Source organism: Novosphingobium sp. KA1 (assembly GCF_017309955.1).
In the GTDB taxonomy this organism is placed as follows: Bacteria; Pseudomonadota; Alphaproteobacteria; order Sphingomonadales; family Sphingomonadaceae; genus Novosphingobium.
Genome location: NZ_CP021247.1, coordinates 3,398,741 through 3,411,029 on the forward strand (window position 1 = coordinate 3,398,741; position 12,289 = coordinate 3,411,029).

A 12,289-nucleotide genomic window follows, 5' to 3' on the forward strand; every position below is an offset into this window, starting at 1 on the left:
GGAAAGCGGCGCTATTACCCGCTGAGGGGGGTATTGTTCAAGTGCCGTGAACGGACTTCTCAGCCCTTCAGTTTCTTCACCGCCTCAAGCGTCAGCTTCACATGGTCGCGGTAGTCGAGATCGGAATGGACCATGACGATCTTCCCGTTTTGCGCGATCACATAGCTGGTGCGGTCGGTCATGCCGGCGGGTGCGCCTTCGCGCTTCAACGCAACATCATAGGCCTTGATGACTGCCGGCGAGGCAACGGCAACCGTGAACTTGTCGCGGCAGGCCTCTGTCGAGAATTTCTGAAGCGTGGGCAAGTCGTCGTTCGACATACCAACCACGGTAGCGCCCAGCTTGGCAAAATCGTCGGTTGCATCAGCGAAGGCGTGCGCCTCCAGCGTGCAGCCCTGCGTGAAGGCCTTGGGGTAGAAGTAAAGGACAACAGGCCCCTTCTTCAGCGCCGCCTTGAGGTCGAAGGGCATGACCTTTCCGCCCTTGGCGCCCTGCGTCGAGAAGACCGGCGCCTTGGCACCGACAGGAAGCGCCGCATCGGCCGCGCCGGCGGAAACAACAAGAGCCATGGCGGCGGCGAGAGCGGGAAAAGTCTTGCGCATGGCGCGCAATCTGGACCTTGGGAGGGATGCTGTCCAGCCCCCTTCCCCGGCCACCTTGCGGAGCGTAATTCCCGCAGCTTACTCGATATATCCGAGAACCGTTCCCACTTCGTAGGTCTCGCCGATGGCCGCCACGATCTTCAGCGTGCCGGACGCCGGAGCCTCCACCTCGTTGGTCGACTTGTCAGCCTCGAGCGAGAACAGCGGCTGACCTTCGGCAACCTGGTCTCCATCACTGGCAAGCCATTCCGCGATCTGCCCTTCCTGCATGGAGAAGCCGATCTTGGGGAGCAGGATTTCAACGGCCATGGTCTTTCTCGATCCTTTGCGAATGTCTTTGACCATTGCCTATCGCGCACCCGCGCACCGGCATAGGGCCGAGAGCGCGGGCACATGCAGGTTTCGCCGGTACGATTACATCGCCAGCGCCGCGTTTTCTCGCGCACAGTCCGGTGCGGCCAGAGAAGCGCGCTTTTCGGCCAGTTCCGCACGGGCTGCCGCCATGTCGGCGGCAAAGACGGGATCGGCATTCAGGCGGGCAAATACCGTCGCGGCGACCACGCGGCCTTCCTCGATATCGCTGAGCCAGTGGACATTGCAGATCCGGCGGCTCTCCCCGAAGGCCCGCCCCCGTGCGACAAGCTCCCCAGCCCGGTCCGGCACGAGATCGGCAAGGATCAACCCCATCCCGAAACCGATCGTGCTGTGCCCTGAAGGATAGGAACCATCCTTGCGCAGCACCGCCTCCTGATCCGGCGTGCAGGTCGCCTTGCCGTTTTCCATGAAAGGCCGGGCCCGCTGGTAGCGGTTCTTGGTGGGGTAGCTGGCTAGCCCGAAGTCCATCATCGACTTGAGCAGCAGCGCCTGGACCCGAGGCGTCGTCTCGGGGCCGATGCGCAAGCCGGCCGCACAGGAGAACGTATCGGTGACGCTCGGCGTGAACAGGTTGGCATCGATCTTCGCCTGTTCCCAGCGCGCCGTGCCCTGCATGGCAATCGCGGCACGGGCCCCTTCCTCGTCGCGCGCCATCGCCGCCGATCCCGGCGCCGGCGGCGGCGGATTGAACAGCAGGCTGTTCGGCGCGGTCCCCCGGGGCAGATAGCTGCCGTTACGCATCACAGCCGCCATCGCCGCCTTCGGCGCATCGTCCAGCGGCGAGGCAGACGCCGGCGCGGCAGCGCCCTGCGGTTCGCTTGACGCCACCGCGGATGCACAGGCTGCCAGCGCCGCCGCTCCGCCTAACCCCGCCAGGATCCGTGCCATCTTCATCCGCATAACTCCTTGTCCCGAAACCGGCCGCCTGCCGTCAAACAGGAGGCGCCCAATCATGGGACTAGCAGCTTTAACCCCACCGCCTATCGGGATTTGCGAGCAATTTGTCGGGTATCGCCCCTGCATTGCTGGCGCCGGGTCGATCAGACGGGCACCGTTCCGTCCTCATGCACCATCCAGTGCACGAAGCGATGGAGCGGATACATCGCATCGTGCGGATTGCCGATCGTCGCGGGCCCCGCCTCGCCCAGATGGACAACCCGCTGCGCGCCACCTGCGGCCAAGCGGTCGCGGAATTGCGCCATTCGGTGGAACGGATAGAAACCAACCGTCTGGGTGGCGACGTTGATCCACTTCACCGCATCGTCGAGGCTATCCACCCGCACGACGCTGGCAGTCTTGTTGATGGGGTGGAAGTCAACCGGCTCATCGGACCGGATGACCAGCCCCTTGCCGTCGGTCCGCCCCCAGACACGATAGTCTTGATCCATCAGCATCATGGAATCGACCGCCTCGCGCATGTCGCGGTCGAGCGGGCGCACATCTCCGCTTTCGGCCGCGCGGCGGGCGATGTGATGGTGCAGCCGCGCACAGAAGCGGTCGACGTCTTCCTCGCTGCCTTCCACGAACTGGAAACGACTGGCAACGCAGGCCTCCTGGTTAAGCGTCATGACGTCAGCGGAGCAAAGATCCGCCACACGATCGACGACCTCCTCGTCTACCAGCGCCTCCCGGCCGACGAACGAAACTGAAGTCTTGGGATCAAAGGAAACCAGCTGAAATCCCGGCCCCAGGTACTTGATAACATTACCGATCGCATCACCGCCGCCCCAGGCAACGATTTTGTCGAAATACTGGGGGCGATAGAGCACACGCTCGGTCGCATCGTCGCCGCCGCGCCAGTAGACGGCCGACATCGAGCGCACGACCGGATGATCCGCATCGATATCCGCCATGGTCCGCAGGATCGCGACCATCGTGAAGGGATCGGCACTGCTCATCTTGAACAGGTTCACGCCCTTGACCATCGCGCCTTGCGCCACCGACTTTACCGCGACGCCCGGCGAATTGCCCGGCAGCACATGGATCAGGCGGGGCGCAAAGGCGCGCACGAAGCTCTTGCGGCCGGTGAAGTCCTGCTTCGGCACCCATTCATCGAGTGCGCGGGGATCGGGGAAGTTCTGCTCCACTTCCGCCATGAGCACGCGCCTGTCGAGATAGGCGGCAGCATGACGCGCGGTATTCTCGACGACGGCGCGCGGCAAGATGTGCGTGCGGCACATCCGCTCGATACACTCCTGCATGTGATCGTTGCCGGAGGCGACGAGACGCTGGCCGGTTTCGACAAGAAAGTCGATGACCTCCGCCAGCCGCACGCCGAGCAGCGGCGGCACCTCGGTGCGTGGGGGCACCGCACGGTCGAAAGGTATCCTGGGCGTCGCGAAAGTCACACCCAGGTCACGCGATTTCTGGATCACGTCAGCGCCATGCAGAACCTCTCCGCGCAGGAAGAAGGGAGCCGAAACAAGTTCTTCTGTTTCAGAATTTTGCGTTACAGAGTTCACGCCAGACCTCGCACATAAGCATCGACCGTGCCGGCACAGCCGATCTTGTCGTCGCCTTCCAGATCCGCATAACGGACAATGTTGTCGCGGATCGAAGGACCGTTGTTTCCGCACTTGCAGGGACCATGATCGAGCGAGATCCGGTCGCCGGTAATCACGCCGCCCCAGCGCCCGTCGAGGGAGAGATCGAAGAAAGCGGCACGACCTTCCATTTCACCTGAAGTGTGGTCGAGTGCCCCCTCCACTGCAGCGTCGCCGGACGTGTCGAGCAGCACCGGCACGACCCACGGCGGCACGTGATAGCGCCCGCCCTCGCGGCACCTGGGCATGCCCGAGTTCAGTTCCTGCATCGAATAATTCTGGAAGTGACGATCTTCCGGAATGTTGAAGGTATCGAAAACATACTCCTGATAATCATCTGGAAGTTGCGCACGCTTGAGCCCACCACCGACGTAGATCGAGTTATCCGGGTCGAAATCGGCACGACCATACCCGGCATCCCGCACGGCCTTGGCCACCTGCCACAACCCGCTCCACAGGCCCGAAAGCTGAAGCTTGCGATGGCGGTTCTCGATGATGAACTGCGCCGTCGCCGGGATCGCATCAGCCACCGCCCTGGCCCGCGCGGCAGAGGTTTCCTCGAAAGCCGCGATCTCGCCGGGCCGGGCCGTGCCCTCGGCGATCTTCTTGCGCATCACCACCATCGAAGTCAGCGAACCCACGGTGATCGGCGGCACCGGATAATGCCAGCGCGGCGCCGACGGATCGGCAAACGCCTCATACTGCGCCTGAGCGATGGTCAGGTTCTTCGGCACTGTGGCGACCGGCGCACAACCGACAATCACCCGGTCCTGCGCCGGAGCCACGCCGGATCCCCAGGCAAAGACATTGACCGTGTCACGCCTCGACCAGTCCATGTCCTTTTGCGAGGCGATCAGCATGGCCGACTTGCCGGTAGTTCCACTGGAGCAAGAAATGAAATGGCCCAGCGCCGCCAGCCGCTCGATCCAGTCGTCGATACCTTCGACGCTTTCGAGGTTCAGCCCCTCGATCGGATAGGGCGAAACCGTGCCCAGCCACCCGGTCAGCTTGCCCCACCGCTCCTCCATCAGGAAGGTCTCGGGATAGGACTTATAGGCCGTGTGCGGAAACAGCAGCGGCACCACGTCCGCGATGGATTCGATCCTCTCGATCCCGGCATCGCGGGCGCGCAGGCCCAGCAGCCTGATCCGGCCCCTGCGCTCCTGGAAACGCTCATTCAGCGCGGCAAGCTGCGTTTCCCGCAGTTCCCCGGCGCTGAAGCTGAAGCGCTGCGGATCGGCAATGCGCGCCATGAGCCTGTCGGCCGCTTCTCCCATTCCCATTCTCCCCAATCCTGCCGACCGAAGCTCCCCGCTGGACGCAGGGTTTCGACTCGATTAATGGCATCTTGTGCGTTTCATTATTCACGATTCACTTGGCAGGACAAGCAGGATCGGTTCCTATGGACCGATGAGCGATGCGTGCGACATCATGGACACCCCCGCCCCTGCGGTCAGCGTGCGCGCGGGCCGTCCGACGCGCGAACAAGCGCGCGCACGGCACGAACAGCTTCTGGACTGCGCCTTCGGGCACTTTCTGGACAAGGGGTACGAGCCCACCACGATCGAGGCGATCGCCGCCGAAGTCTCGATGACCAAGCGCACGGTCTATGCCCGCTACCCCGAAAAGGCCGCGCTTTTCCGTGCCGCCCTGCGCCGGGGCATGGAACGCCGTGCCGCCAGCCGCGCGCGGATCGAGGCCACTTATGTGGACAGCCTCGAACAGACGCTGGTCAACATCGCGATGTTGCGGATCGAACTTGCCGGAACCGAGGAAGGCATCAAGCTTCAGAGACTCATCAACACCGAAGCCTATCGTTTCCCGGATATTTTCCAGACCTACTACGAGATCACCGCCCTGCCGACGGTGGAGTTCCTTGCCGACCTGCTGGCAGAGGAAACCGCCCGTGGGACACTGGCGGCTCAAGACCCGATGCTCGCGGCCAATGTCTTCATGAGCATGGTAGTGAGCGGCCCGGTCCGCTTTCTCGCCTCCGGCAATGCGCTCGATGCCGCCAGCGTCAGCCACCGCGTGGCCTTTGCGGTCCGCCTGTTCCTGAGAGGCGCCCTGCCCCGCTGAACCACGCCAGATCAAAACAATAACGGGAGAGAACGACATGGCAGCAACGGCAAAACCGACCCCGCCGCGAAAACGGCGCTGCGTGGTGGTGACCGGCGCAAGCTCGGGCATCGGCCGCGCCGCCGCACAGGCCTTTGCACGCATGGGCTGGCACGTCATCGGCACCGGCCGCGACGAGGCCCGCTGCGACGATGCGGCCCAGCAGATTGCCGCCGCCGCCAGCCGAGAGGCGCGGGTGGACATGCTGCGCGGCGATTTCACGGAAATGCGCGAGGTCCTGCGCATCTCCCGCGAGATCGCCGAGCTGACCGACCATGTCGATGTCCTGGTGAACAACGCCGGCGGTGTCCGCGACGGGTATTATCGCACCTCCGACGGCCTGGAGGCGACATTTGCCGCCAATCACCTTTCCGCCTTTCTCCTGACCCGCGAACTCATGCCGCTGCTGGAGCGGGCCGCGGGAGACAGCGCCCCCGGACTGGTGCGGGTCATCGCGGTCTCATCGGCAGGTCACGCGGCCTGCTCCGGGATGCGCTGGTACGATCTGGCGATGAAGGCGGCATTCGACGCCAATGCCGCCTATTGCCAGGCCAAGCTCGCCAACCTGCTGTTCGCGCGCGAGCTTGACCGCAAGGTTCGCGACAGGGGCATCGTCTCGCTGGCCATGCACCCCGGCCGCGTGGCGTCGAACTTCGCCAGCCACGCCGACCCGCAGATGCAGGCTTGGATGAGAGGGAATGACACCGTGCCGCCGGAGCAGCCAGCCCGAACCCTCGTCTGGATGGCCAATGCACAGGAACTGGGCGGCATGGGCGGGCGCTATTTCCACGATCTCGGGGAGGAGGAGCCGGCGCCTCAGGCGCGGGATGATACCGCTGCCGCGAAACTCTGGGCCGAGAGCGAGAAGATGCTGCAAGCGATTCTCGCATCCGCCTCATAACGGACTGAAAAAGAACCGTCCCGTACCCGCGCCAGTCGAGGGGGTTGGATGTGGCGCGAGTACGGGACGGCGGTGCGACCCGTAAGGCTGTCGCCGGGATGGGCAGAAGGGGAAGTCTGCATTTCCGCGATCACCGAGGCTGTTGTGATCGTTGGCGACAGGCAAGGAATACCGCGCTTCGCAAACGATATCATTAGGACTTTCGACCGGGGGGCAAACGCCTGTGCGACAGGCAACGTCCGGCTAACCATCCCCTGCCCCCGAACCACGATCATGCCGCGCTTGACCTGTCCGGATCGCCAGCCGAAAGACCGCCGTGCGCTATCCCAGGAGCCTTCTCACGATGACTGCCTCGTCCGCCACCCCGACCGTCCCGCGCCCGCGTCGCAGCGCGCTCTACCTGCCCGCCTCGAACGCCAAGGCGATTGCCAAAGCACGCACGCTGCCTTGCGACGTGGTCATCCTCGATCTGGAGGACGCCGTCGCGCCCGAGGCCAAGGACGAGGCGCGCGATGCCGCGATCGCGGCCATTGCACAAGGCGGTTTCGGTCACCGTGAACTGGTGATCCGCGCCAATGGACTCGACACCGAATGGGGCGCGGCGGATCTTGCCGCGATTGCCGGGTCGCAGGCCGATGCGGTGCTGGTCCCCAAGGTCAACGATGCCGCGGATATCGCGCGCTACGAGAATGCGCTTGCCGGCGCGCCGCCGCGGATGCGGCTCTGGGCGATGATCGAGACGTGTGCGAGCGTCGGCAACCTGCCCGCCATCGCCGCCATGGCACACACGACCCGGCTTGCCCTCTGGATCATGGGCACCAACGATCTGGCCAAGGAAATGCGCGCGCAGCTGACGCCTTGCCGAACGCCGTTCCTGCCGTTCCTGTCGATGGCGGTTGCCGCTGCCCGTGCCAACGGCATCTCCATTCTCGACGGCGTCTGCAACGAGTTCCGCGACCTCGACCTGTTCGAGGCGGAAGCCCGCCAGGGGCTGATGTTCGGTTTTGACGGCAAGAGCCTGATCCATCCTGCCCAGATCGATCCCTGCAACACGGTGTTTTCACCCAGCGAAACCGATCTGGCATGGGCGCGCGGCGTGATCGAGGCTTTTGGCCTGCCCGAAAACCGGGGCAAGGGCGCCATCCGCGTCGACGGCAAGATGACCGAACTGCTCCACCTCGACCAGGCACGACGCCTGCTTGCGGTGGCCGAACAGATCGCTGCTGCCGGCTGATATGAAAAAGGGGCGGTAAAGCCCGCCCCTTTCCCGTTTTTTTTGGATGATCCGGCTTATTCGCCCTGGGCCGGAACCTTGGCGATCTCACCCGCCTCGTTGGCAACGACCTTGAGCACCGCCGTCCAGGCATCGACGTTCTGCTGGAGCGCCGCCGGGTCCACCTTGTCGAGCGTATCGTCGGGCGTGTGGTGCAGATCGAAGTAATGGGTGCCATCCTGCCCCAGATCGATCACCGCCAGGTTCTGGGCCTGAATGATCCCGGAGACATCCTCGCCGCCATCGGCCGCACCGGCATGCGGGGTGATGCCCATCGGCCACAGCGCGGCCTTCACCTTGTCCACCATGGCCTGGTTCTGCGGCGCGGCGGAGAACTTCACCTGCCAGACCTTGTCCGCGCCGAAGTCGCTTTCCATCGCCAGCGCATGGGGTTCGGAGCCATGCATCTTCACATAGGCCGCGTTGCCGCCATTGCTCAGGCCCATTTCCTCGTTACCGGCCCAGAGCACGCGGATGGTGCGCAGCGTCTGCCCGCCCTTCTGCGCGGCAAGCGCGGCAGCAGTGACGATGGCGCAGCCCGAGGCATCGTCGATGGCACCGGTGCCGAGGTCCCAGGAATCGAGGTGGCAGGCCAGCACGATCTTCGGCAGAGAGGGATCACGGCCCGGCAGTTCAGCGATCACGTTGCCCGATGGAGCGTTGGGGAACGGCTTGCCCGCCAGCGTCAACTCCATCTTCATCGGCTGACCGCGGCTGGCGATGCGAGCAATGAGGTCAGCGTCCGGGTTGGAAACAGCGCCAGCCGGAATACCGGCGACACCCTTGGGGAACACCGTCACGCCGGTGTGCGGATTGCGGTGGCTGTCCGTACCGGCCGAACGGATGACGATCGCCGAAGCGCCCTTCTGCGAGGCCAGCGCCGGACCCTTGCGGCGCACATCGCCGTAGGGCCCGTAGCCCGAACCGTCCTGCGCGGCCCGCATGGCGTGATCGACAAACGCGATCTTGCCCTTCAACGAACCATCGGGCTCGGCGCGCAGCGCATCAAGGGTCGGGAAATAGACCATTTCCGCCTTGAGTCCGCCCGCCGGCGTCGGCACCGACATGCCCAGCGCGGCGATCGCCAGCGGCTGGCTATAGGGCGCGGTGAGCACGGCCTTTTCCTCGCCGCGCGTCCACGCGAGCGTGGTGAACGGCTCCACCTTGACGTTCTGGAACCCCAGCGCCTTCAGCTTCGCGTCCGCCCATGCCCGGGCGCGGCCCTCGGCATCCGATCCGGCGATGCGCGGGCCGATCTCGGTGGTCAGCCCCTCGACGATGTCCCAGGCGACGCCCGAACCTTGCGTCGGCGTGGCGAATGCGGGAACAGCGACAAGCGCGGCGGCGGAAGCGGCGAGAAGCGCCGCGCGGGTGAATGAGCGTTGCATGTCAACTGGCTAGCCCGGCTTGGTCATTCTGCCAACGGGGGCATTGCGAAATTTGGGCAAGCCCCGCCTCCGCCGAACGCCCCCTTGAAACTCCCCGGGTAGCCCCGACGTTCCGGCCCCGACGTTCCAGTCATCGTGTCAGGCGGGACATGGCACGCGCCGGTTCCCCGCCGCTGCCCTTGGCAACAGGGGCGCGCGCCTGTAGAGCGGCGCCCAAGACACCCGACATTTCGATCTTACAGACTTTCCATCCAGAGGAATCCGATGGCCGCGCAATACGCCTTCGTCATGAAGAGCATGACCAAGACCTTCCCCGGCGCCCAGAAGCCGGTGCTGAACGACATCAATCTGCAGTTCTACCAGGGCGCCAAGATCGGCATCGTCGGCCCGAACGGCGCCGGTAAGTCGACCCTGATCAAGATCATGGCCGGTATCGACACCGACTTCACCGGCGAAGCCTGGGCGGGCGAGAACATCTCCGTCGGCTACCTCGAGCAGGAACCGGAACTCGATCCGACCAAGACCGTGCTCGAAAACGTCAAGGACGGTGCCCGCGCGACGGCCGACATGGTCGATCGCTTCAACGCGATCGGCATGGAAATGGGCGAGGAAGACGCCGATTTCGAAGCCCTCGGCGCCGAGATGAGCGAGTTGCAGGACAAGATCGACGCAGTTGATGGCTGGACGCTCGACAACCAGCTCGAAATCGCGATGGAAGCGCTGCGCTGCCCGCCGGGCGACTGGCCCGTCGACAAGCTCTCGGGCGGTGAAAAGCGCCGCGTCGCGCTCACCCGCCTGCTGATCCAGAAGCCGTCGATCCTGCTGCTCGACGAACCGACCAACCACCTCGACGCCGAATCCGTCGAATGGCTGGAAAACCACCTCAAGGAATACGCGGGCGCGGTGCTGATGATCACCCACGACCGTTACTTCCTCGACCACGTGGTGGACTGGATCCTCGAACTCGACCGCGGAAAGTACTTCCCCTACGAAGGCAACTACTCGACCTACCTCGAGAAGAAGGCCAAGCGCATGGAGCAGGAGGACCGCGAGGAATCCGGCCGCCAGAAGGCGCTCAAGGACGAGCTGGAGTGGATGCGGCAGACCCCGGCCGCCCGCCAGACCAAGTCGAAGGCGCGTATCCGCAAGTTCGAGCAGCTCCAGGAAGCCCAGGCCGGCCGCAAGCCCGGCAAGGCCCAGATCGTCATCCAGGTGCCCGAGCGCCTCGGCGGCAAGGTCATCGAGGTGAAGAACATCTCGAAGGCGTTCGGCGACAAGCTGCTGTTCGAGGACCTGTCGTTCATCCTGCCGCCGGGCGGCATCGTCGGCGTCATCGGTCCGAACGGCGCCGGCAAGTCGACCCTGTTCAAGATGCTCACCGGCAAGGAACAGCCCGACAGCGGCTCGATCGAGATCGGCTCGACCGTGCACCTGGGCTTCGTGGACCAGAGCCGCGACCACCTCGACCCCAAGAAGAACGTCTGGGAAGAAGTGTCGGACGGCCTCGACTACATGAAGGTCAACGGCCACGACATGTCGACCCGCGCCTATGTCGGCGCGTTCAACTTCAAGGGCGCCGACCAGCAGAAGAACGTCGGCAAGCTCTCGGGCGGTGAACGCAACCGCGTCCACATGGCCAAGATGCTCAAGGAGGGTGGCAACGTCCTCCTGCTCGACGAACCGACCAACGACCTCGACGTCGAAACGCTGGGCGCGCTGGAAGAAGCCATCGAGAACTTCGCGGGCTGCGCCGTGGTCATCAGCCACGACCGCTTCTTCCTCGACCGTCTGGCGACTCACATCCTCGCCTTCGAGGGCAACAGCCACGTCGAATGGTTCGAAGGCAACTTCGAGGCTTACGAAGAGGACAAGCGCCGCCGCCTGGGCGATGCGGCCGACCGTCCGACCCGTCTTGCCTACAAGAAGCTGACGCGCTGACCTTAGCGATTTAGCTGATATTACAAGGCCGTCGTCCCAAAACATGGACGGCGGCCTTGTTCATTTTAAGATCCGGTAAAATGAACAAATGGCAACAGCACGGTTCACCGGTGCGACAGCCGATGGGGTATAACTACTCGTCATAGGATAAGTCGCGGGTCGCCTGCGACAAGTCCGGTTTGGAGACCGGAAGACAATGACAAAGGGTACGACACTGAAGTTCCTCAAGGGTGCGGGTGCAGCTGGTGCCATGGCGGTGGCGCTGACCTCGCTCGCGGCAACCCCGGCGATGGCGGATGACGACCGCCGCGGCAGCGAAACGCGCAGCGAACGCAGCGGCGGCAACGGCAGTTGGCGCGGCAATCGCGGCGCTCCGCAGCAGGCCCAGCAACCGCGTCCGCAGATGCGTGCACCGCAGCAGCAAGGTGGCGGCCAGCCCCAGGCTCCCCGCCCTGATGCCCAGCGGCCTGCGCAGGGCAATGGCGGCAACGCCTGGCGCGGACAGGGCCAGCCGTCGCGCACGCCGGACTGGGCCCGCAATCTGGGCAACAATCGCCCCGGCGCCAACACCGACCGGAACCGTCCTTCCGACAATCAGTCCGGGCGCCCGTCGTGGCAGGGTGGTCGTGACGGCCCTGATCGCGGTCCCGATGGACGTCCTGATCGCGGGCCTGACCGTGGTCCCGATCGGGGGCCCGATCGGGGGGCAGACACTCGTCCCGACCGGGATCGTGACGGGGCCAACCGCTGGAACGACCGCGACCGTGATCGCACCCCCGCATGGAAGGGCGACAGGCAGGGCGGTGACCGCCGCTGGAGCAACGACGACCACCGCTGGGACCGCAACGACTGGCGCCGCGACAACCGCTACGACTGGCGCGACTATCGTGACCGCCACCGCTCGGTCTACCGCTCACGGCCCTACTACGCCCCTTATCGCGGCTATTCGTACCGCCGCCTGAGCATCGGTTTCTACATGAGCTCGATGTTCTACGGCAGTTCCTACTGGCTCGACGATCCCTGGATGTATCGCCTGCCGCCCGTCTACGGCCCCTACCGCTGGGTCCGCTACTACGACGACGTGCTGCTGGTCGACACGTACACCGGCGAAGTGGTCGACGTGATCTACGACTTCTTCTGGTAATTCGAGA

General features: G+C 64.6%; 11 protein-coding genes. 5 read left to right on the forward strand and 6 right to left on the reverse strand.

The features are described from left to right. Positions 1–59: 59 nt before the first annotated feature. The 5 genes from CA833_RS16310 to CA833_RS16330 all read right to left on the reverse strand — a co-directional run bounded on the left by CA833_RS16310 (position 60) and on the right by CA833_RS16330 (position 4,797). Positions 60–602 carry a peroxiredoxin gene (locus CA833_RS16310; RefSeq protein WP_142633386.1) on the reverse strand — a complete coding sequence of 181 codons (543 nt, stop codon included), beginning with the start codon at positions 600–602 and terminating at the stop codon, positions 60–62. Between the two features lie 78 nt (positions 603–680). Beyond that, on the reverse strand, positions 681–911 hold the full coding sequence (locus CA833_RS16315) for a biotin/lipoyl-containing protein (RefSeq protein ID WP_142633384.1): 231 nt from the start codon (positions 909–911) through the stop codon (positions 681–683). A gap of 105 nt (positions 912–1,016) precedes the next feature. Then, a complete protein-coding gene (locus tag CA833_RS16320) occupies positions 1,017–1,871 on the reverse strand; it encodes a phosphatase PAP2 family protein (protein ID WP_207078642.1) in 855 nt (284 codons plus the stop codon). Between the two features lie 146 nt (positions 1,872–2,017). Next, entirely contained in the window at positions 2,018–3,352 is a 1,335-nt protein-coding gene (locus CA833_RS16325) for an acyl-CoA reductase (RefSeq protein ID WP_242526151.1), read from the reverse strand. Between the two features lie 83 nt (positions 3,353–3,435). Next, positions 3,436–4,797 carry a hypothetical protein gene (locus CA833_RS16330; RefSeq protein ID WP_207078644.1) on the reverse strand — a complete coding sequence of 454 codons (1,362 nt, stop codon included), beginning with the start codon at positions 4,795–4,797 and terminating at the stop codon, positions 3,436–3,438. Between the two features lie 133 nt (positions 4,798–4,930). Between CA833_RS16330 and CA833_RS16335 the strand changes: the two genes are divergently transcribed. The 3 genes from CA833_RS16335 to CA833_RS16345 all read left to right on the forward strand — a co-directional run bounded on the left by CA833_RS16335 (position 4,931) and on the right by CA833_RS16345 (position 7,773). Continuing rightward, positions 4,931–5,599 (forward strand): TetR/AcrR family transcriptional regulator, encoded by a 669-nt coding sequence (locus CA833_RS16335; protein WP_242526152.1) that lies wholly within the window; start codon positions 4,931–4,933, stop codon positions 5,597–5,599. A 37-nt stretch (positions 5,600–5,636) separates the two neighbouring features. Beyond that, a complete protein-coding gene (locus CA833_RS16340) occupies positions 5,637–6,539 on the forward strand; it encodes an SDR family NAD(P)-dependent oxidoreductase (protein ID WP_207078645.1) in 903 nt (300 codons plus the stop codon). 343 nt (positions 6,540–6,882) lie between these two features. Beyond that, positions 6,883–7,773 carry a CoA ester lyase gene (locus tag CA833_RS16345; protein WP_207078646.1) on the forward strand — a complete coding sequence of 297 codons (891 nt, stop codon included), beginning with the start codon at positions 6,883–6,885 and terminating at the stop codon, positions 7,771–7,773. Between the two features lie 56 nt (positions 7,774–7,829). Here CA833_RS16345 and CA833_RS16350 read toward each other — a convergent pair whose 3' ends face one another. Continuing rightward, entirely contained in the window at positions 7,830–9,200 is a 1,371-nt protein-coding gene (locus CA833_RS16350) for a M20/M25/M40 family metallo-hydrolase (RefSeq protein ID WP_207078647.1), read from the reverse strand. Between the two features lie 264 nt (positions 9,201–9,464). Between CA833_RS16350 and ettA the strand changes: the two genes are divergently transcribed. Together ettA and CA833_RS16360 are read left to right on the forward strand one after the other, a co-directional pair. Further along, positions 9,465–11,138 (forward strand): energy-dependent translational throttle protein EttA, encoded by a 1,674-nt coding sequence (ettA, locus tag CA833_RS16355; protein WP_142633370.1) that lies wholly within the window; start codon positions 9,465–9,467, stop codon positions 11,136–11,138. Positions 11,139–11,334: 196 nt separating this feature from the next. Further along, entirely contained in the window at positions 11,335–12,282 is a 948-nt protein-coding gene (locus tag CA833_RS16360) for an RcnB family protein (RefSeq protein ID WP_207078648.1), read from the forward strand. Positions 12,283–12,289: the final 7 nt, after the last annotated feature.

Bases quoted from the DNA above. Each gene is read 5' to 3' on its own strand.
- CA833_RS16345 (WP_207078646.1), top strand. From the start codon at position 6,883: ATGACTGCCTCGTCCGCCACCCCGACCGTCCCGCGCCCGCGTCGCAGC.
- CA833_RS16350 (WP_207078647.1), bottom strand. From the start codon at position 9,200: ATGCAACGCTCATTCACCCGCGCGGCGCTTCTCGCCGCTTCCGCCGCC.
- CA833_RS16335 (WP_242526152.1), top strand. From the start codon at position 4,931: ATGAGCGATGCGTGCGACATCATGGACACCCCCGCCCCTGCGGTCAGC.
- ettA (WP_142633370.1), top strand. From the start codon at position 9,465: ATGGCCGCGCAATACGCCTTCGTCATGAAGAGCATGACCAAGACCTTC.
- CA833_RS16315 (WP_142633384.1), bottom strand. From the start codon at position 911: ATGGCCGTTGAAATCCTGCTCCCCAAGATCGGCTTCTCCATGCAGGAA.
- CA833_RS16310 (WP_142633386.1), bottom strand. From the start codon at position 602: ATGCGCAAGACTTTTCCCGCTCTCGCCGCCGCCATGGCTCTTGTTGTT.
- CA833_RS16330 (WP_207078644.1), bottom strand. From the start codon at position 4,797: ATGGGAGAAGCGGCCGACAGGCTCATGGCGCGCATTGCCGATCCGCAG.
- CA833_RS16360 (WP_207078648.1), top strand. From the start codon at position 11,335: ATGACAAAGGGTACGACACTGAAGTTCCTCAAGGGTGCGGGTGCAGCT.
- CA833_RS16340 (WP_207078645.1), top strand. From the start codon at position 5,637: ATGGCAGCAACGGCAAAACCGACCCCGCCGCGAAAACGGCGCTGCGTG.
- CA833_RS16320 (WP_207078642.1), bottom strand. From the start codon at position 1,871: ATGAAGATGGCACGGATCCTGGCGGGGTTAGGCGGAGCGGCGGCGCTG.